Genomic DNA, 20217 nt, shown 5'->3' on the forward strand with positions numbered 1-20217 from the left:
GGCCCGGCGCGCGCACGGAACCCTTTACCGCGCAGCGCGATGCATGCAAATTGGAGGTGCGCCGCCACGGCCCGCCGGGGCGGCCCCTCTCCCTCGCCGAGACCGCGATCCCGTGCCGGAAACAGCCCTGGTGCGGCTCGCTTTATGCTGCGCACCGCCAACCGCCCGGACCGCCGCGGCAGGCGTCCCGGGCCCCTGCATCACCCGCGGGAGGTCGCCATGCTGATCACCCGGCACCGCCTCGCGCGCGCGGCGCTCACGGCCGCCTGCGCCCTCGCCGTGCTCCCCGCCGCCAGCCCCGCCCAGGCCCCGCAGGAAGTGGTGCTGGTGCGCGTGAGCGACGCCGGCTCCGGCGCCCCCGTCGAGGGCGCCGACGTGTGGCTGGGGCGCAACCGCGTCGCCACCGACGCGCAGGGGCGCGCCCTGCTCCCGCGCGCCCCCGGCGCCTCGCTCAGCATCCGCCGCCTGGGGTACGAGCACTACCAGCGCGGGCCCTTCGGCGACGGGTGGGAGCTGGCCGTGGCGCTCGTCCCCGTGCCGGTGAGCGTGGCCGGGGTGTCCGCCACCTCGCGCCGGCAGCCGCACTCGCCGATGCTCAGGCGCTTCTACGAGCGCAAGGAGCGCGGCCGCGGCGCCTTCCTCACCCGCGACGAGCTGGACCGGCGCAAGCCCCGCCGCCTGGTCGACGCCTTCCGCGATATCCCGGGGATCCGGGTGGTCCCCACCTCGCGCGGCGAGATCCTGCAGGTCAACGGCACCACCCCCTTCATGTACACCACCGGCGACGCGCGCCGCGGCGAGTGCCCGGTGCAGTACTACCTGGACGGCATGTCGTGGGAGCCCGACCTGCCCGGCGTCATCTCCAACGACATCCGCCCCGACGAGGTGGAGGGGATCGAGGTGTACCGCCGCCTCTCCGAGGTCCCCACCGAGTTCCGCCGCCCCGGCTCCGAGTGCGGCGTGGTGCTGATCTGGCTGAAGGAGCGGGTCTGAACTGCGGGTGCGAAGTGCGTGGTGCGAAGTGCGAAGTGCTTGAATGCCTGTGGTAGCCCCGGACGGGTGCCACACGGAAACAGCGGAGCCGGCAGAGACTTTCAGCCTCTACCGGCTCCGCTGTTTCCGTGCAACCGCAGGCGCTTAGATCATACCACCTTGCAGAGCATCGTTCAGGTACAGCTTCTGAAAAGCCTCTCACGGAGGACACAGAGAACTTCAATCGCGTCTTCAGTTCCCTCTGTGTTCTCTGTGTCCTCTGTGTGATTCCAATCTGTTTGGAACCAGAACTATGCTCGGCAACCTGGTATCACTCCCCGCCTACGCACTTCGCACTTCGCACTTCGCACTTACTGCGGCGGGGGCGGGCGCGGCGTGCCACCCCGGCCGAAGTCCAGGCCCCCGCTGATCGCCGCCACCACCAGGGTGCCCGCCACCAGCGCGGCGCCCAACCCCACCGAGCGCGCGGTGTCCACCTTCTTGCGCTGCAGCCCCACCACCTGGGCGCGGGGCACCTGCACCGTCTCGCCGGAGACCGGCACCGAGTACCCGGTCTGCGCCCGGAGCCCGTACGCCGACAGCCGCAGCCACGACGAGTCGGCCGCCACCACCTCGCCCGTCACCTGCACCACGTCGCGCACGGTGACGTTCGAGATCGGGAAGTCCATCGGCCGCGAGAGCTGCACCCGCACCTCCGTGGCCTGCGGCGGCACCTCGGCCGGCGGCACCGCCCGGTACGAAAGGCACGCGTTCAGGCCCAGCGTGGAGAGCAGCACCGCGGAAACCGCTCGCTTCATCGTCTTCCTTTCGCCGCGGGCGAGGGCCGGCCGCCCGGTGCGGCCGGCCCTCCCCCGCTCCCGCCTCCGCTCAGGTGGCGGGGCAGGGAGTGGGGTCGTTGCGGTTGAACAGCGGCTGCGCCGCCGGGTCCGGGATGTTGCTGTTGGTCTGGCGCTCCGTCTGGCCGTAGTAGAAGCGGCCCGGGACCGCCTCGCCCTGGAGGCTGGTGCCCGCCTTCACCGTCCGGATGTCGGGGAGGCAGGTGCGCTTGTAGTCGTTGAACGCCTCGATGTTCAGGAACAGCGCGATGTACTTCTGGCGGATGATCTCCGCCAGTAGCGCGGCCCCCGTGGGGAGCGGGCTCGGCAGCAGCGCGTTCACGTTGGCGTCGGCCGCCGGCAGCCCCAGCTGCTGCAGATGGCAGCGCACGCCCTCGCGCAGCTGGGTCTGCGCGTTCGCCGTGGCCCCCTGCCGGAAGAACGCCTCGGCCAGGATGAACCGGGTCTCGGCGCAGGTGATGATCGGCAGGTCGGCCGCCGGCGCGGCGTAGCCGCCGGCCCCGGTGTTGAGCTGCGACGACGACGGGCCCAGGTCGCCCGTCGACGAGCCCGGCTTGGAGCCCTGGTACGCCCCGGTCGAGGCGGGCGTGTAGTAGAGCGGCAGCCGCGGGTCGCTGCGCTCGCGCAGCACGGACACCCCCAGCTCGCCGCCCGAGGTGTACCCCGAGCGGTCGATGTTGAACTGGTACCACAGGTTGGTCTCGGTCGAGGTGCTGGAGTGCACCCCCACCCAGTTCTCCCCCGCGTTGTTGATCCCCGCCTGCGCCGCCGCGACCGCCTTGGTCAGGCAGTTGCCGGCGCACGCCGTGTTGGCCGCCGTGGCCGCCGCCCCGCCCGCGGCCTGCGCCTCCACCCAGTGCATGTAGAAGCGCGCCTTGAGCGACTGCGCCACCCGCTGCCAGGCGCCCGGGTCGCCGCCGAAGTTCATGTCGCGCTGCGCCAGGATCCCGGCCTCCCCGGCGTCCGCGGCGGTGGGCAGCTCGGCGATCGCCTGGTCCAGCAGCGTCTGCACCGCCGCGTACACCGACTCCTGCGAGTCCAGCGGCGCGTCGGTGGTGGGGTCGCCCGCGCCGCTGTACGGGATGTCGCCCCAGAGGCTCGCCGCCATCCCGAACAGGAACGCCTCGTGGATCTTGAGGATCGCCGCGAAGCGCGTGTGGCCGGCCGCCACCGCCTTCTCGCGGGCCAGCCGGATGTCCTGCAGGCCGCCGGCGCCGTAGATGGCCGCCATCTCGACGTCGACGTCCTCCTCGTCGATCACGTACTGGTCGAGGATGGCGAACTGCCGGTCGGTCCCCGCGATCTGGTTCAGCCACATCGCGGTGAGCCGCGAGAGCTGCCCCTCGTTGAAGAAGATCGTGTTCACCTGGATCGAGGTGAAGAGCTGGCCGGCCTGCGCGTCCGTCAACAGGTTGGTGTTGTCGGGAACGCCGCTGATGAAGTCGCAGGCACCCAGCGACCCCGCCAGGAGGGCCGCGCCCAGGGCGCGGCCGGCCCGCTTGGTCGTCTTTCGCATGGTCATGTCCTCGCGCGGGTCAGCGGTTCAGGTTGACCGAAATGACCCACGAGCGGGTCTGCGGGTTGTTGAAGTAGTCGATCCCGCGCCCCACGCTCTGGCCGGTCAGGTTCGACTCGGGGTCGATCCCGGTGTAGTCGGTCCAGGTCTTCAGGTTGCGGCCGCTGAGCGTGATGTTCATGCTGCTCATCCCGAAGCGGCGGCGCAGCCACGGCTGGTCGAGCGTGTACGAGACCGAGATGTCGCGCAGCTTCACGAAGCTGGCGTCCTCGATGTTGGTGACCGAGGGGCCGGTGAAGCTGCTGCCGAAGCCGTCCACCGTCCAGGTCGCCCAGTTGAGCGTCACGTCGGTCCCGGCGCCGGGGCCGGCCACTTCCCAGTCGCTGTAGAAGTCCTGCCCGAAGGCGCCCGTGGTGCCGGCGCCCTGGAAGGGCAGCGTCTCGATGTGCGTGCCGAAGAACGTCAGCGCGCCCTTGGTCCCGTTCCACATCTGCCCGCCCTGGCTCACGTCGACGAGCCCCGAGATGCGCAGGTTGTTGAACAGGGTGAAGGTGTTGCGGATGCTCCCCGTCCAGTCGGGGTTCGGGTCGCCGATGATGCGCGACTGCGGGTCGGGGACCGGGAAGCCGTCGGAGCCGATGAAGATGGCGCCGGCCGGGGCGTCGGGGAAGTCGCTGTCCAGCGGGTTCCCCGTCTCGGGGTTGCGCCCGCCCACGCCGAAGCGCAGCCAGTCGTCGCCGAAGAACACGCCGAAGGGCGCGCACCTGCCGCCGTTGGCCTCGGGGGCCACCAGCGAGACCACCGCGCCGGTGAAGCCGTTGAGCCCCACGCTCTCCGAGCCCGAGAGGTCCTTCACGCAGCTGCGGTTGCGCGCGTACTGCGCGTTCACCGTCCACCCGAAGTTGTCGCGCTGGATCGGGTTCAGGTCCAGGGTGAGCTCGATCCCGTCGTTGTCGACCCGCGCGGCGTTCTGGTACTGGAAGCTGAAGCCGCTGGAGGGCGGCAGCTCCACCAGCAGGATCATGTCCTCGGTGGTGCGGTCGTAATAGGTGAAGCCCAGCCCGATCCTGCCGCCCAGGAAGCCCACGTCGAAGCCGGCCTCCCACTCCTTCTTGCGCTCGGGCTTGATGTCGGGGTTGCCCAGGATCGGGTCGGTGAAGATCCCGTCGCTGCCGCCGTAGATCGACTCCAGCCCGATGCTGATCCAGCCGTCGAAGAAGGCGCCGCGGTCGAAGCCGCCCTCGGACGAGAACACCGGGGGCTGGCGCCCCGACACGCCGTAGTTGGCGCGCACCTTCAGGTTGTCGAGCCACGACAGGTTGTCGAACATCCCCAGCCGGCTCACCTGCCAGGACACGCCCACGCCCGGGTACCAGAAGCGCTTGCCGTCGCCGCCGAAGGTGGAGGAGCCCTCGTTCAGCAGGTTCCCCGTGAGGGTCAGCTGGTCGAAGAGGGTCACCTCGCCGTTGGCGAAGTAGCCGTCGGTGCGCGTGGTGGAGCGGTACTCGTTGGTGATCTTGTCGACGGCGAAGTCCAGCTGGTTGGCGCCGTAGATCAGGGTGTTGCCGTTGACCTGGTAGCGGCTGAACTGCGACTGGTTCAGGTTCTGCCCCACCGACAGCGTCCCCACGGCGTTCTCGCCGAAGCTGCGCGTGAGCGTGGCCAGCAGCCGGCTCTCGATCTGGAACGTCTCCAGGTCGGCCCGGATCATCCGCCCCGCCGGGAAGTCCGAGGAGCTCTTGGGGAAGATGGTGCGCCGGTTGTCGAGCGAGTAGTCGGCGCCCAGGATGTAGGAGAGCCGCAGCCAGTCCAGCGGCGCGTAGTCGAGGTTGATGTTGCCGAAGGAGCGGTCGACCTCCGACTCGTTCGGCATCTCGTTGGCCACCCAGAACGGGTTGTCGTAGCCGCGGCCGACGTCGAGCGTGGCCACGCAGCTGCCGGTGTTGCAGCGGTACGAGCGGTGCAGCCCGGTGACCGGGTCCAGGTACGGCTGGTTGTTGAAGTTGGGCGGGGTGCGCAGCGCCCCCAGCTGGACGCCGGAGATGTTGGACCCCATCTGCACGAAGTCGCCCTGCCCCTTGGTGTAGGCGAAGTTGCCGCCCAGGGTCAGGTCGTCGGCGAAGGAGTGCGTCCCCTTCAGCCGCACCGTGGTGCGGTCGTAGCTCTGCGGGCCCACGATCACGCCCTGGTGGTCGAGCCGCCCCAGCGACAGGTAGTAGGTGGTGCGCTCGCTGCCGCCGGAGAGCGTCAGGTTGTTCTCCCAGCGGTTGCCGGTGCGGTAGATCTCGTTGGCGTGGTCGTAGACCGGGGTCCCCGCGGGGATCGGCGCGCCGTACGAGGTGGTGAAGGGGATCACGTCGTTGATGTCGCCGCCCAGCGCGGCCTCGTTGAGACCCTGCCCGTACTGGGTCTGCAGCGGCACCGTCCGGTTGACCTCGTCGCTGGAGTAGGTGGTGCTGAAGGCGACGCGGGTCTGCCCGGCGCGGCCGCTCTTGGTGGTGATGAGCACCACGCCGTTGGCGCCGCGCGAGCCGTAGAGCGCGGTGGCGGCGCCGCCCTTGAGGATCTGGATGTCGGCGATGTCGTTGGGGTTGATGTCGCCGGCCCGGTTGGTGACCACGGTGCCGGTGGTGCCGCCGGCGGCCGGGTTGTCGTTGTCGTAGTCCTCGATGCGGTACGAGCCGTTCTCGATCGGGGTGCCGTCGACCACGATCAGGGGCTGCGTGCCGCCGACCACCGAGGCCGCGCCGCGGATCTGGATGTAGGCGCCGGCGCCGGGGTCGCCCGCCGAGGAGGTGACCAGCACGTTGGGCGCCTTGCCCGCCAGGGCGGCCACCACGTTGTTCTCCTGGCTCTGCTCGATCTCCTCGGCGCGCACGGTGTTCACCGTGGCGGTGGCGCGGGCGCGCGTGGTGGCGGTGCCCTGCCCGGTGGCCACGATCTGCTCCAGCTGCAGCACGTCGGCGCCGAGCTGGAAGTTCTGCGTGAGGTTGGCGCCGGGGGAGAGGGTGATGGGCCGCGACGAGGCCGCCAGGCCCACGCGGCTGGCGGTGATGGTGACCTGCTGCCCGGCGCGCACGCGCGAGGCGGGGATCACCAGGCGGTAGCTGCCGTCGGCGCTGGTGGTGGTGCCGACGCCGAGCGCCTCGATGCGGACCAGCACCGCGTTCTCGGGCGCTCCGGACGCGTTCGTCACGCGCCCGCTCACCGTGGCCGGCTCCTGGGCCAGCAGCGCGGCGGGCGCGAAGGCCGCGGCGACCAGGGTCGCGAGCAGCCGGCGAAGCTTTCTCATTCCAAGGCCTCCTGGGATTCCGGCGGCCGGGACGGGCCGCCAGGGTTAGGACTGCCGGGATCGCGCGGGCCGGGCGCCTACAGGGATCGGCGCCTCCCCGCTCCGGGACCTTCCCTTACCGGGGACGCTCACGCGCCTCGAGCGCGGAGTTCGTCCCTGTCTGCGAAGAAACGTAGGCTCGCTCGCGCCTCCTTTGCGAAAGGTGGGGGACGTCCTCGCGTGGAGCACCGCAACCGAAACACAACGCCCGGGCCGCGGGGAGCGTGACACCCCGGGGAACCGGCGGGACCCGCGTGCGCACCGGAGACGCTGCCGGCGCCGGTGGGGCGCCAAGTGGGCTCCGGGCGCATGTTTCCGGAAAAACGAGAACGCCCGTATGGATAGATGGCGCGTTCGGCGGTGTCAAGCCCACCCGCTCCAGCGCGGGGCCCCAGCCGCCGTGCCGCGGCGCGTCCCTATGATCCCGCACCCGCGGGATCGGTTGGCCGCGAGGAGGTCCGCTGGATAGATCGGTCTCTGCACCCCGCCCTCCAGCCCGCCGCGGCGACAGCCAGAGAAGCGTGACTCTCGACTGCACGACAGCTCGCGGAACGCGCTCCGGAGCGCAGCGGCACCGTCGTACTCGCACTCTCGCACTCTCGCACTCTCGCACTCTCACACTCACGCACTCCCCGCCCCCGCGGCCTGCGCCGCGAACAGCAGCGCGCGCGCCTTGTTGAGCGTCTCCTCGTACTCCGACGCCGGGTCGGAGTCGGCCACGATCCCGGCGCCGGCCTGCACGTGGGCGCGGCCCCCCTCGGCCACCACGGTGCGGATGGCGATGGCCGTGTCCATCGCCTGGCCGCCGTGCGAGAAGTGCCCCACCGCCCCCGCGTAGGGGCCGCGCCGCACCGTCTCCAGCTCGTCGATGATCTCCATGGCGCGCACCTTGGGGGCGCCCGAGACGGTCCCCGCCGGGAAGGAGGCCCGCAGCACGTCCACCGCCGAGAGGCCGCCCTGCAGGTCGCCCTCGACGGTGGAGACCAGGTGCAGCACGTGCGAGTACTTCTCCACCACCATGCGCGCCGGCACGCGCACGCTGCCGTAGGTCGCCACGCGCCCCACGTCGTTCCTCCCCAGGTCCAGCAGCATCAGGTGCTCGGCCAGCTCCTTCCGGTCGCGCAGCAGGTCGGCGGCGAGCGCGGCGTCTTCGGCCGCGTCCTTCCCGCGGCGGCGGGTGCCGGCGATCGGGCGCACGGTCACCCTGCCGTCCTCCAGCCGCACCATCACCTCGGGCGAGGAGCCCACCAGCCGGAAGCCCCCCAGCTCCAGGTAGAAGAGGTAGGGCGAGGGATTGAGGGCGCGCAGCACGCGGTAGAGGTCGAACGGCTCCGCCGCCAGGTCGACCGTGAGGCGCTGCGAGAGCACCACCTGGAAGGCGTCGCCGGCGCGGATGTACTCCTGCACGCGACGGACGCGCTCCTCGAACTCGGGCCGCGTGAAGTTGCTGCGGAAGGGCGGGTCGGCCGCGGGGCGGGGCGCGAGCGCGAGCGGCGCGGGCGGCGCCCCCTCGCGCAGCCGCCGGGCGAGCGCGTCGAGCTCGGCCGCGGCGGCGTCGTAGCGGCGGCGCAGCTCGGGCTCGTCCGCCCCGCGCGTGTCGACGGGGGAGACCAGGTGCGCGCGGCCGAAGAGGTTGTCGACGGCCACCACGGCGCCGGTGAGCAGGAAGAGCGCGTCGGGGAGCTCCCGGTCGCGCGGCGGCGCGTTCGGCAGCCGCTCGATGAGGCGCACGACGTCGTAGCCGAAGAAGCCCACGGCGCCGCCCCAGAAGCGCGGCAGCCCCGGCGCGTCGGCGGGGGCGTGCTCGGCCAGCAGCCGGCCGAAGTCGCCCAGCGGGTCGGCGGAAGGCTCGGGCTCGCTCCACCCCGCCTCCGGCGTCCAGCGCGAGACGCGGTCGCCGTCCAGCCGCCAGGCGCCGCGCGGCTCGGTGCCCAGGAACGTCCAGCGCGCCCACGTCTCGCCGCCCACCACCGACTCGAGCAGGAAGCCGAAGGGCGGCCGCGCCAGCTTGTGGTAGGCGGTGACCGCGGTGTCGGTGTCGAAGAGCAGCTCGCGCCGCACGGGGACCAGCGTGGCCTCTCGCGCCAGCGAGACGAGCTCGGAAAAGGACGGCGTGAGCGACATCGGCCGTTGGCGTGGACGGGTTCCGGAGTGTGGGCGCAATCTCCCGCGGCGTCCGTCCACTGTCAACGGGGCGCCGGGGCGGCTCAAGCCGCGGCAACGACTGCAGAAAGCCTCGTAAACACCGCGAGGCTTCAACGGCGGCGCCGCTGCGGGCGGGAGGATGGCGGGGACGAGCGAGGGAGCGGAGCGGAAGTCTGGTCATCGGCAGGAGCAGCCGGCGTGGAAACCGCCGTTTTGTGGCGGAATGGCTTGACGATTGCGGCAATGCCCCGCATCATTTCCGGTGGAGGCGGAGGCATGTTCGGGGAGACGATCGAGCCGCTCGACGTCGGCGGGCACTCCCGTGCCAGCATCCCCCCTGTGCGGGCCGCCCCGAGGGATCTCTACATGGATACGCCCCTCCCGCTTTCCGCCGCGGCGTGGCGCCCGTCTCTCCCCCGCTCCCCGTGGGGGCGCGTGGCGCTCGCGGTGGGTCTCGCGCTCTCCGGCGGCTCGACCCTCGCGGAGGCACAGGAACGCGCGTCCGCCGTGGCCGGCACCGTCACCGGCAGCGACGGGCTGCGCCTGTCCCAGGCCCGCGTCGGGCTGGAGGGGACGGGCTTCGCCGCGCTCAGCGAGCGCGGCGGCCGCTTCCGCATCAACGGCCTCCCCGCGGGGAGCCAGACGCTCGTCGTCCACGCCGTGGGCTACCGCGACGCGAAGGTCGGCGTGGAGCTGGTGGCGGGCGAGGTGCTGCAGGTGGCGGTGACGCTCGAGGCGGACCCGGTGGCGCTGGCCGAGCTGGAGGTGAGCGCCATGGCCGCGCTCCCGCCCCAGCTGCAGGGGTTCTACCAGCGCAGGAGCCGCGGCAACGGCCACTTCTTCACCCGCGAGCAGATCGAGCGGATGCAGCCGCGGCAGCTGACCGACGTGCTGCGGCGCGTGCCGGGGGTGATGGTCGACGGGGTGCCCGGCCCCTTCGGCACCAGCCAGATGGTGCAGACCGGGCGCACCACCGGCCTGGCCGGACAGCGGAGCTGCCCCCTGGTCTACTACGTCAACGGCGCCCCCTTCCGGGTCTCGGCCGACATCGGCATCAACACCTTCGTCCGCCCCGAGGACGTGGCCGCCATCGAGGTCTACACCGGCGCGGCGGGGCTGCCCCCGCAGTTCAACTCCGGCATCCAGAACTCCCGCTGCGGCGTGATCGTGATCTGGACCCGCCGGGGAGAGAATACTTAGGCAGGCCGCCGGCGACCTGAGCCGAGCGAAACTCCCGGGCACCCGCCGCTCCGCCTCCGCGGACGGAACGGGCGCCCGAGTTCTTTGGAGCCCGGCAAGCACGCCGGGTTTTGAATCATACCGAGTCCGGATGAACAACGGGTGGATGAGGCAAGCGGGCATCCGTGTCGCTACCGCGCCCAACCCACCTGCCAGGGTGAGAAGATTCTTCGGCCCTGCGACGATCCGTGCAGATGCTGGTTCGGTGTGGCCGGGCCTCAGAATGACGGCAAGCACCCACGGATCTTTCGAAGTCTGTATCACACGGAGTCGACGGAGTGATCGAGGTTTTTCTCCGTTGACTCCGTTGACTCCGTGTGAGGCTCGATCAGCGGATCAGCTTCGCGGTCGATCATCTGCCATGGGTTCATCCGGACCTGGTATCACACCGAAAACGAAAGCGGAGAGACAGAGGTTGGCTCTGTCTCTCCGTTTTCTCCGTGTGCAGGCTTTCCTCGCGCAGGCCCGGCGGAGGCGGCTCCTCTGCTGACTCTGCCGACTCTGCGTGAGGCCCCGCCGCTTCCGCTCACTGGGGCGGGGGCGGGGGCGGCTCCTCGGTGCCGGAGCCTTCGAACAGGCTGTTCGCGAAGATCCTGCCCAGCACGATCGCCAGCACCGTCAGGCCGCCGGCCGCCGCGTAGGTGCGCGTCCGGTCGAGGCGGCGCTCGCCCACGCTGCCCAGCGCCGTCACGGGGAAGCGCACCACCTCGCGGTTCCACTCGACGCCCGTGCCGCCGTTCTGGATCACGCGCAGGAGCGAGATGTCCAGCTCGCCCTGCCGCGCCCCCGCCGTGATCCCCTCCACGGCGTGCACGCCCGAGCCGATCGTGGGCGCCATCTCCACGCTCCCCTGCGGCGTGAGCTCCGCCATGATGCGCGTGCCCGGCGCGGGCGCGGACAGCGGCAGCGGGGTGGTGCGGTAGCAGGCGGACAGGAGGAGCGAGGCCAGCAGGCACGCGCCCACCGGGCGCCGCCAGGCGGGCGCCGCGCGGACCTCCCCGGCGCGGGGACCGACCACAGACCGTAGCATCGTTGCGCTTTCCTCCAGGGTGAAGTGGGGCTCGGCCCGGTGGCTGGGCGCGCACCGGGCCGAGGTGAAGGTCGTTCCGATACCGCGACTTCCGGTCACCGGGTCAGATCGTCCCGCCCGTCGAGGGGCAGGTGATCTGGTCGTAGGTCCAGTTCTTCGCCGGCTGCGCCGACGGCGCCGGCACGTTCGGGTTCTGCAGCCGCTCGCTGGAGCCGTAGGGCACCCGCCCCGGGATCGAGGCCGCCGACACGTTCACGGTGGGCCCGCCCGGCACCAGCCGCGGGTAGCAGGTGCGCCGCCAGTCGCTGTACACGTCGATGTTCTGGAACTGGGCGATCCACTTCTCGACCATGATCTGCTCGAGCGTGATCGGCCCCGGCAGCCCCGGCATCCCCAGCGCCGTGCGCACCGCGTTCACGGCGTTGAGCGCCGCCGGCAGGTTGCCCAGCTGGAACTGGGCCTCGGCGATGATCAGCTGGTTCTCGGTCCAGGTGATGTACGGCTGGCGGAAGGTGCGCGCGGTGCGGGTGGACGCGTCCACCAGCGACCACGGCGACGGCCCCGCGCCCCACTGGTTGGAGCCGCGGTACTGCCCGTCGCTGGCCGGGTCGAAGTAGCCCGCCAGCCGCGGGTCGTTGCCGCGCGCCACCAGCACGTCGACCAGGCGCTTGCCGGCCGCGATGTCGGCGCGCGCCGTGAGGAACTGCGACCAGATGTTGGCGTCGTCGAGCGTGTTGCCGTGGAAGGAGCGGAAGTCGCCCGCCGCCTGCCCGTGCACCGCCTCGTTGACGTTCGCCGGGGCCTCGTTGATCCCGTTCTGCGCGGCCGCCAGCGCCGCCTGGTACGCCGCCTGGCCCAGCTTGGGCGCCGTGTGCAGGTGGTAGCGGGCCTTGAGCGTGTACGCCGCCCGCTGCCAGCGGCCCGCGTTGCCGTTGTAGACCAGGTCGGAGGCGATGGCGCCGGCCGGCGCGCTGCCGAGCTGCGTGATCGCCTCGTCCAGCAGGGCCTGGATGTCGGCGTACACCTGCTGCTGCGGATCCAGGTGGGGCGTCCGGATGTCGGGGTTCACCGCCTCGCTGTAGGCCACGTCGCCGAACATCGAGGTGGCGGTGCCGATGGTGAACGCCTCCCACACCTTGGCGATGGCCTCCATCTTGGTGTTCCCGGCGGCCACCGCCAGCTGCTGGATCTTGCGCTGGTCCAGCAGCCCGCCGCCCACGTAGAAGTGGTTGTAGTGGCCGCTGAGGTCGTTCTCGGTGACGAGGTACTTGGTACCCCACTCGAGCTGCTGGTTGAAGATCCCGGTGAGCTGCTGCGTCCAGATCGCCGCCAGGCGGGCGAGCTGCCCCTCCTGGGCCACGAACTGCCGCGCCTGCATGGCCACGAACAGCTGGTCCAGCGAGGCTTCGATCGGCTGGTTCGGGTTCTCCGTCAGCCCCGGCCCGGTCAGGAACCCGTCGCCGCAGCCGGCGATTCCGGCGGTGAGCGCCAGGACCCCGGCCGTCTTGAGATATCTCTGCATTGGTCGCTTCTCTCTTCCAAGGCTAGCGGTTCAACCCGATGGAGAACACCCAGGCCCGCGAGATCGGGTTGGTGAACCAGTCGATGCCGCGGTTGGCCACCGCCGCGCCGCCGGTGTGCACCTCGGGGTCGAACCCCTTGTAGTCGGACCACAGCTTCAGGTTGCGCCCGGAGACCCGGACGTCGATGGAGCTGAGGCCGAGCCTGCGCCGGAGCGACGGCTGGTCGAAGGTGTAGGCCAGCGACACCTCGCGCAGCCGCGTGAAGGTGGCGTCCTCCATCAGGTGCTCGCGCGCCGCTCCCAGGCCGCCCAGGCTCTGGAACCAGCTCTGGCCCAGCTGCACGGCCACGCCGCTCCCGGGGCCCACCACGGTCTCGCCCGGGTACCAGTGCTGGAACGGCTGCGCCGGCTGGTCGCGGATCTCGGTGTCGGCGTGCGTGCCGAGCGAGAGGAGCGAGCCCTTGGTCATGTTGAAGGTCTGCCCGCCGTGGCGATGGTCCAGGAAGGCGGAGAGCCGCACGCCGCGGATGTTCAGCTCGGCGTTGATGCCGGCCGTCCAGTCGGGGTTCGGGTCGCCGATGATGCGCTCGTTGGGATCGAGGACGGGCAGCCCGTTGGCGTCAAGGTACAGCGCGCCCTCGGGGGCGCCCGCGCAGGCGCTCTCGATGTTGTAGGTGGTGCCGCCCGAGGTGAAGGTGTTGGGGCTGATGCCGCAGCGGGCCCAGCCGAAGCCGCGGAAGATCCCCACCGGCTCGCCGACCTGCGCGTGCGTGGTGCTGCCGGTGAACGAGGTGCTGTACCCGGTGATCTCGCGCGGGATGCCGGGGGCGATCTCGCCCAGGGAGAGCACCTTGTTGCGGTTGCGCGCCCAGTTCACGCCCAGGTTGAGCGAGACGCTGCGCGCCTCCAGCGGCCGCACGTTGAACGCCAGCTCCCAGCCGCGATTCTGGATCTCGCCCGCGTTCAGCGTCACCGAGGTGGCGCCGGTGGACGGCGGCGTCTGCACGGCGAAGATCACGTCCTCGGCGTGCGAGCTGTAGTAGGTGAGCGCCAGGTCGGCGCGCTCGCCCAGGAAGGCCAGGTCCACGCCCGCGTCGAGCTCGGCCACGCGCTCCGGCTTGATCCCCGGGTTGCCCCGGTTGCCGCCGGTGTACAGCCCGCCGAAGCCGCCCAGGGTGGGCACCAGGATCGAGCCGGGGCTGAAGTCGCCGATCCCGGCGTTGGTGAAGATGTCCTGCAGCTGGTAGGCGGCCGGCTCCTGGCCGCTCTGGCCGTACGCCACGCGCAGCTTGCCGAGCGAGAGGAAGCCCTCCGGGATCCCCAGCGTGCGGGTGAACGTCCACGCCGCGCTCGCGCCCGGGTACCAGGCCCGGTTGGTCTCGGTGCCGAAGGTGGAGGCGCCGTCGTTGCGGATGCGGGCCGTCAGGAAGAGCTGGTCGGCCACGTCGAGCTCGGCCTGGGCGAAGTAGCCCTCCAGGCGCCGGCGGGTCTCGGCGTCGTTGGGCGGGCTGCGGTTGACCGTGTTGGAGAGCTTGTACGGCTTGGGCGCGATGAGCTGCTGGGCGTTGACGAAGATCTGCCGGAAGTAGGTCTCGTTCAGGTTCTGCCCCAGGCTCACGGTGCCCGAGAGGCTCGAGCCCAGCGAGTAGCTGGCGGTGGCCGTCAGGTTGCTGTCGATGATGCGATCGTAGAACTGCCAGCGGGTGACGGTGCCGCCCGCGGCCGCGCCCGACGCGGAGACGTGCAGCGCCTCGGTGCGGTCGTCGTTGGAGTAGTCGGCGCCCAGGTTGTAGTTGACCACCAGCCAGGGCAGCGCCTGCCAGTTGGCGTTGATGTTCCCGTACACGCGCCCGACCTCGCCCAGGTTCGGGTGCTCGTAGATGGCGAAGAACGGGTTGTCGAAGCCGCGGTTGGCGTTGATCAGGTCCTGCTGGCGCGGCATCGGGAAGCGGTAGCTCCGGTGCAGCCCGAACTGCGGGTCGAGGTACTCGCGGTTGTTGAACTCGGGCGGGGTGCGCAGCGCGCCCAGCAGGAGCCCGTTCACGTTGTTGCCGCGCGAGACGAAGCTGCCCTCGGTCTGCACGTACGCCACGCTGCCGCCCACGCGCAGGTTGTCCAGCACGCGGTGGTCGCCGTTGAAGCGCACCGTGTAGCGCTCGTAGCTGTCGTTGTCGCTCACGATGAAGCCGTCGTGCCGGAGCGCGCCCACCGAGAGGTAGAAGGTGGTGCGGTCGCTGCCGCCCGACATGGTCATCGTGTTGTCCCACATCTGGCCGCCCTCGAAGAGCTCGGCGGCGTGGTTGTAGGTGGGCGTCCCCGCCGCCAGCGCGGGCCCCCAGGTGGGGTTGTTGTGCGTGCACCCGGGGGTGGGGTTGGCCAGGCACGGGGTGGCCACGCCGCCCGTGCCGGAGCCGAAGCGCCGCTGCAGCGGGACGAAGCGCGGCACCTCGTCGAACTGCAGGGAGGAGCGCAGCGTGTAGCGCGTCTCGCCCGGCCGGCCGCGCTTGGTGGTGATCAGGATGGCGCCGCCGGCGCCGGCGCTGGCGCCCAGGATCGAGGTGGCGGCCGGCCCCTTGAGGATCTCGATCGAGGCGATGTCGTCGGGGTTGATGTCGAACGCCCGGTTGGTGGAGACGACGCCGCCCAGGTTGCCGCCCGTCTGCGGGTTGTTGGTGGAGCGGGCGTTGTTGTTGATCGGCACGCCGTCCACGATGATCTGGGGCTCGTCGTTGCCCACCAGGGTGCTGGTGCCGCGGATGCGGAGCGAGGTGCCGGCGCCCGGCTCGCCGCTGGCCTGGGTGGTGATCACGTTGGGCGCCTTCTGCGCCAGCGCGGCGATCACGTTGGGCTCGTTGGCGCGCTGGAGCTGCTCCTGCGACACGGTGGCGCGCGCGGTGCCGAGGCGCTCGGCGCGGGTCTCGGTGCCGGCGCCGGTGGCGACGATCGCCTCCAGCTGCAGGGCGTCGCGGCCGAGCTGGAAGTTCTGCGTGAGGGTGGCGCCGGGGGTGAGGGTGATGGAGCGGCTCTGGGTTTCCAGGCCCACCCGCGACGCGGTGATGGTCACCTGCTGCCCGGCGCGCACGCGGGCGCCGGGGACCACCAGGGTGTAGCTGCCGTCGGGGCTCGAGGTGACGCCCACGTTCAGGCTGGGGATCCGCACCAGCACGGCCGACTCGGCCTCGCCGGTGGGGCCGGTGGTGCGGCCGGTGATCCGCACGGGCTCCTGGGCCGCGAGCGCAGCCGGGACCAGGCCCGCGGCGAGCGCGAGGGCCCGCAGCGCACAGCGCAATGTTCTCATTCTGTCCGTCCTCCGTGACCTGCCGTGAATCGATCACGCCCGCAGCGGACGCTTCGCGGGCCGTGGGGCGTGCCCGGCCGCCCGGCGCGGAAGCGGGTCCGCGCGAGGGCTCGGGGCTTCATCCTGCACAGCGGGCGCGTCTCCGCGAGGTCGAGGGCTCCTGGGGAACGTGGGCGGGAACGGCCGGGCTGGACGCGCCGGGCAGCCGGGCCAGGGGATCGTCTGACGGATTACCGCGGGCGGTGCCGGGTGGGCGCAGCCGGACGCGGAAACGCTCGGAGCAGGGAGAACGGCACGGCGGCGGGCGGACGCACCGGGGCGCCCGCGGGTGCTAAATTTTTACCCTACACGCCGTTGGAACACTTTCACAAGGACGGAAGGATTATCTAAGACGGGGGGGTGATGGTGTCAAGACAAGCCGGAAAATACGAGGGTTTTGGTTCGGGGGCGGACGGAGGGTGGCGCGTGACCACCTGCGCACGTGAGTGCCGGGTCGGTCGCTGCGTGCCCGGGAGAAGCACTCACCGGCCGCTCAGGAGCGGCGGCCTCCCTTCCCGATCCCGGGACGGGGTGGACGGGACGGACGAGCCGGGGACGGGTAGCAGCTCCGGCCGTTTCCCCGTACCTGCTCCCCGTTCCGGGGGTCGCGTGAGGGATGCGCGCCCGACAGGGCCGGGACCGGGGCGGCCGGGCAGTTTCGGCCGACGCGGGCCCGGCGCGGTTGGGCACAGCGGTACCGTGCCCTACCGCGCGCGCAGCCCGGCCCGGAGCGCAGCGGAGGGACACGCCCGGAACCGCAGTGCGTTAGTGCGTTAGTGCGTTAGTGCGTTAGTGCGTAGGATCGACCTGCGGCACCGGGGGAGCGCACTTCCGCACTCACGCACTTCGTCTTCCAAAGGCGTGCCGGGGGAGGGCGAGTGCCCTAGAATTGCATTCGTCCGGAGGGAAGCAGAGGGGGAGACGGGAACGGATGAGCGACGAACCGCGACTGACGATCTACCGGGCGGCCTGGGTGCTGCCCGTCACCAGCGAGCCGGTGCGCGACGGGGCGGTGATGGTGGGCACCGACGGCCGCATCGCCGCGGTGGGCCCGCGCGCGGCCATCGAGCCCCCCGAAGGGGCGCTGGTCGTGGAGCTGGGCGAGGCGGCGCTGCTCCCCGGGCTGGTGAACGTGCACGCCCACCCGGAGCTCGCGCTCTTCCGCGGCGCGCTGGAGGACCTGCGCTTCAGCAACTGGATCCTGCGGCTGGTGGGAGCCAAGCGCGCGGCGCTGCGCGACGGGGACTACGCGCTGGCCGCGCGGTGGACGCTGGTGGAGGCGCTGCGCGCGGGGATGACCACGCTGGCGGCCACGGAGACTTCGGCCGCGGCGGTGCACGCGCTCAAGGAGGCGGGCCTGCGCGGGCTGGTGTACCGCGAGGTGTTCGGCCCCGACCCGCGCCAGTGCGAGGATTCGATGGCGGAGCTGCAGCGCGCGGTGGAGGAGCTGCGGCGCGAGGAGACGGAGCTGGTGCGGATCGGCGTCTCGCCGCACGCGCCGTATACGGTGTCCGACCGGCTCTTCAGCGCGGTGGCGCGCTACGCCTGCGCCGAGGGGCTGCCGATGGCGGTGCACGCGGCGGAGAGCGAGATCGAGCGCGAGCTGATCACCCGCGGCGAGGGCGACTTCGCGCCGGGCCTCCGGGCGCGCGGGATCGAAACGCCGCCGCGGGGGCGCTCGACGGTGGAGATGCTGGACCGGCTGGGGGTGCTGCGGGCGCGGCCGCTCCTCATCCACTGCGTGTGGACGGACGACGACGACGTGGCCCGGCTGCGCGACACGGGGTGCGCGGTGGCGCACTGCCCGGTGGCCAACGCCAAGCTGGGGCACGGGGTGGCGCGGCTACCGGAGCTGCGCGGCCAGAACGTGCGGGTGGGGCTGGGCACCGACTCGGTGGGGAGCAACAACCGCCTGGACCTGCTGGAGGAGGCGAGGATCTGCGAGCTGATCCACCGCGGGCGGCTGGCCTCGGGCTCGTTCCTCTCCGGCCCCGACCTGCTGCGGCTGGTGACGCTGGACGGGGCGCGGGCGCTGGGGATCGACGACCGCGTGGGGGCGCTGGAGCCCGGGAAGGACGCGGACCTCTGCGCGGTGTCGTTCAGGGCGCCGCACGTGCGCCCGGTGCACGACCCCGTGGCGGCGCTCTTCCACGCGGCGCGGGGTACGGACGTGATCCTGACGGCGGTGAAGGGCCGCGTGCTCTACCGCGACGGGCAGGTGCTCACGCTGGACGAGGCGGCGCTCGCGGAGGCCGTGGCCGACCCGGCGGAGCGCGTGCGGCAGGCGCTGCACGGATGAGCGGCCTGGCGCGGGCGGAGGGCGCCGAGCGGATGGACGAGCCCGGGCAGGACCGGGCGGAGCTGGCGCGCTCGCTGGCCGACCTGCGCGCGGTCAACCGCTGGCTGGGCGGCACCCGCGTCCTCCTGCACCATCTCGCCGGGCTGGCCGACCGGCACCCGCGCGAGCGCTACCGGATCCTGGACGTGGGCACCGGCTCGGGCGACATCCCCCTGGCGGTGGCGGAGTGGGCGCGCCGCCGCGGCACCGGAGTCGAGATCGTGGCGACCGACAACCACCCGACGACGCTGGAGCTGGCCCGCGCGCACACGGCCGCGGAGCCGGCGGTGGCGGTGGAGTACGCGGACGCGCTGCGGCTCCCCTACCCCGACGCTTCGTTCGACTTCGCGCTCTGCTCGACGGCGCTGCACCACTTCGGGGAGGGCGACGACCTGCGGGTGCTGCGGGAGCTGGCGCGCGTGGCCCGCATCGGGGTGATCGTCAACGACCTGGCGCGCTCCCGGGCGGCGCTGCTGGGGGCGCGCCTCCTGGCGGCGACGGTCTGGCGGCGGCACCCGGTGACCCGCCACGACGGCCCGCTCTCGGTGCGCCGCTCGTTCACGCCGAACGAGCTGAGCGCGCTGGCCGCGCGGGCCGGGCTGGCGAGCGCCCGCGTCCACGCGCACTTCCCCTTCCGCCTGGCGCTGGTCCACGAGAAGGAGGGCGGGCGATGAGCGGCGCTCCCGAGTCGCGGGAGGTGGTGGTGGTCGGCGCCGGGCCGGCGGGCGCGGCGGCGGCGGCGCGGCTGGCGCAGGCCGGGCGCGACGTGCTGCTGCTGGACCGCGCCGCGTTCCCCCGCCGCAAGCCGTGCGCGGAGTGCGTGAACCCGGCGGGCGTGCGGGCGCTGCGGGAGCTGGGCGTCTGGGACGAGGTGGAGGCGGCCGGGCCCGGGCGGCTGGCGGGGTGGCGGATCGGCGCGGGGGCGGGGCACGCGTTCGAGGGGTGGTTCGACGCGGCGGAGCAGGGCGTCGCCATTCCCCGCCTGGTGCTGGACGACATCCTCTTCCGCCACGCCGGGCGCCGGGGCGCGGAGACGCGCACCGGGCACGTCGTGGACGTGGTGCGCGACGGGGGCCGCGTCGCCGGGGTGCGCGTCCGCGCGGAGGGCGGCGAGCGGGAGGTGCGCGCCCGCCTGGTGATCGGGGCGGACGGGCTGCGCTCCGTGCTCGTCCGCCGCCTGGAGCTGCTGGCCCGCCCTCCCAGGCTGCGCAAGGTCGCCCTCACCGCGCACGTGGCCGGCTTCCGCGGCGAGGGCGGGCGCGGCGAGGTGCACGTCTCCCGCCGCGGCTGCCTGGGCGTGGCCGGGGTGGGCGGGGAGCTGGCGAACGTGACGGTGGTGGCCGCGGGGGAGGAGGCGAAGCGCGTGGGCGGCGACCCGGCGGGGTACTTCGACCGCGCGCTGGCGGAGTACGGCTTCCCCTGGCTGCAGCGGGTGGACGAGGTGCTGGCGACGGGGCCGTTCGACTGGCCGGTGCGGCGCGCGGTGGCCGACGGGGCGCTGCTTGTTGGCGACGCGGCCGGGTACTATGATCCGTTCACCGGCCAGGGGATCTACCGCGCGCTGCGGGGGGCCGCGCTGGCGGCGGAGGTCGCGGACAGGGCGCTCGGCGCGGGCGACACGTCGCGGCGGAAGCTGCAGCCGTACGAGCACGAGCGGCGGCGCGCCTTCGCCCCCGGCGAGCGGCTGCAGCGGGTGGTCGAGGCGTTCGTCGCCCGCCCGGCGCTGCTGGGCGCGGTGGCCGACCGCTTCGCCCGCCGCCCCGCGCTGGCCGACACCATGGTGCGCGTCACCGGCGACGTGCGGCCGGTGCGCTCGCTGATCGTGCCGGTGCTGGCGGGGCTGGTGTTCTGAGCGCGTCGGCTGCACCGCCGGGGGGCCCTCACCCGGCGGCCTTAGAGCCGCCACCCTCTCCCAACTTCGGGAGAGGGT

12 protein-coding genes are annotated in these 20217 nt (G+C 72.4%); 5 read left to right on the forward strand and 7 right to left on the reverse strand.

All coding sequences use genetic code 11. The features are described from left to right. Window positions 1-219: 219 nt before the first annotated feature. Window positions 220-993: a TonB-dependent receptor plug domain-containing protein gene (locus VF746_27905; GenBank protein ID HEX8696275.1), complete on the forward strand. Its 774-nt coding sequence runs from the start codon at window positions 220-222 to the stop codon at window positions 991-993. A 350-nt stretch (window positions 994-1343) separates the two neighbouring features. Here VF746_27905 and VF746_27910 read toward each other — a convergent pair whose 3' ends face one another. The 4 genes from VF746_27910 to trpE all read right to left on the reverse strand — a co-directional run bounded on the left by VF746_27910 (window position 1344) and on the right by trpE (window position 8800). Further along, window positions 1344-1790: a hypothetical protein gene (locus tag VF746_27910; GenBank protein ID HEX8696276.1), complete on the reverse strand. Its 447-nt coding sequence runs from the start codon at window positions 1788-1790 to the stop codon at window positions 1344-1346. Between the two features lie 70 nt (window positions 1791-1860). Next, complete coding sequence (locus tag VF746_27915; GenBank protein HEX8696277.1) at window positions 1861-3345, reverse strand: SusD/RagB family nutrient-binding outer membrane lipoprotein; 1485 nt, start codon at window positions 3343-3345, stop codon at window positions 1861-1863. 19 nt (window positions 3346-3364) lie between these two features. Then, the gene (locus tag VF746_27920; protein HEX8696278.1) at window positions 3365-6637 is read right to left on the reverse strand and encodes a SusC/RagA family TonB-linked outer membrane protein; all 3273 of its coding nucleotides are present in this window, start codon (window positions 6635-6637) and stop codon (window positions 3365-3367) included. Window positions 6638-7297: 660 nt separating this feature from the next. Next, window positions 7298-8800, reverse strand: a complete 1503-nt coding sequence (gene trpE, locus VF746_27925) for an anthranilate synthase component I (GenBank protein ID HEX8696279.1) — start codon at window positions 8798-8800, stop codon at window positions 7298-7300. A gap of 387 nt (window positions 8801-9187) precedes the next feature. Here trpE and VF746_27930 point away from each other — a divergent pair, with 387 nt between their 5' ends. Further along, window positions 9188-10021, forward strand: a complete 834-nt coding sequence (locus VF746_27930; GenBank protein HEX8696280.1) for a carboxypeptidase regulatory-like domain-containing protein — start codon at window positions 9188-9190, stop codon at window positions 10019-10021. A gap of 565 nt (window positions 10022-10586) precedes the next feature. Here the strand turns inward: VF746_27930 and VF746_27935 are convergent. From VF746_27935 to VF746_27945, 3 genes are all read right to left on the reverse strand, one after another. Continuing rightward, a complete protein-coding gene (locus tag VF746_27935; GenBank protein HEX8696281.1) occupies window positions 10587-11090 on the reverse strand; it encodes a hypothetical protein in 504 nt (167 codons plus the stop codon). A 103-nt stretch (window positions 11091-11193) separates the two neighbouring features. Then, entirely contained in the window at window positions 11194-12612 is a 1419-nt protein-coding gene (locus VF746_27940; protein HEX8696282.1) for a SusD/RagB family nutrient-binding outer membrane lipoprotein, read from the reverse strand. A 22-nt stretch (window positions 12613-12634) separates the two neighbouring features. Next, window positions 12635-15910 carry a SusC/RagA family TonB-linked outer membrane protein gene (locus VF746_27945; GenBank protein HEX8696283.1) on the reverse strand — a complete coding sequence of 1092 codons (3276 nt, stop codon included), beginning with the start codon at window positions 15908-15910 and terminating at the stop codon, window positions 12635-12637. 970 nt (window positions 15911-16880) lie between these two features. Between VF746_27945 and VF746_27950 the strand changes: the two genes are divergently transcribed. From VF746_27950 to VF746_27960, 3 genes are read left to right on the forward strand one after another with little or no spacing between them, the layout of a single operon-like run. Then, window positions 16881-18248 (forward strand): amidohydrolase family protein, encoded by a 1368-nt coding sequence (locus VF746_27950; protein HEX8696284.1) that lies wholly within the window; start codon window positions 16881-16883, stop codon window positions 18246-18248. Further along, entirely contained in the window at window positions 18245-18961 is a 717-nt protein-coding gene (locus VF746_27955) for a methyltransferase domain-containing protein (GenBank protein ID HEX8696285.1), read from the forward strand. The genes VF746_27950 and VF746_27955 overlap by 4 nt, the downstream gene beginning before the upstream one ends. Further along, the gene (locus VF746_27960; protein HEX8696286.1) at window positions 18958-20139 is read left to right on the forward strand and encodes an FAD-dependent monooxygenase; all 1182 of its coding nucleotides are present in this window, start codon (window positions 18958-18960) and stop codon (window positions 20137-20139) included. The genes VF746_27955 and VF746_27960 overlap by 4 nt, the downstream gene beginning before the upstream one ends. Window positions 20140-20217 lie beyond the last annotated feature (78 nt).

It is taken from the genome of Longimicrobium sp., from assembly GCA_036389795.1.
GTDB lineage: Bacteria > Gemmatimonadota > Gemmatimonadetes > Longimicrobiales > Longimicrobiaceae > Longimicrobium.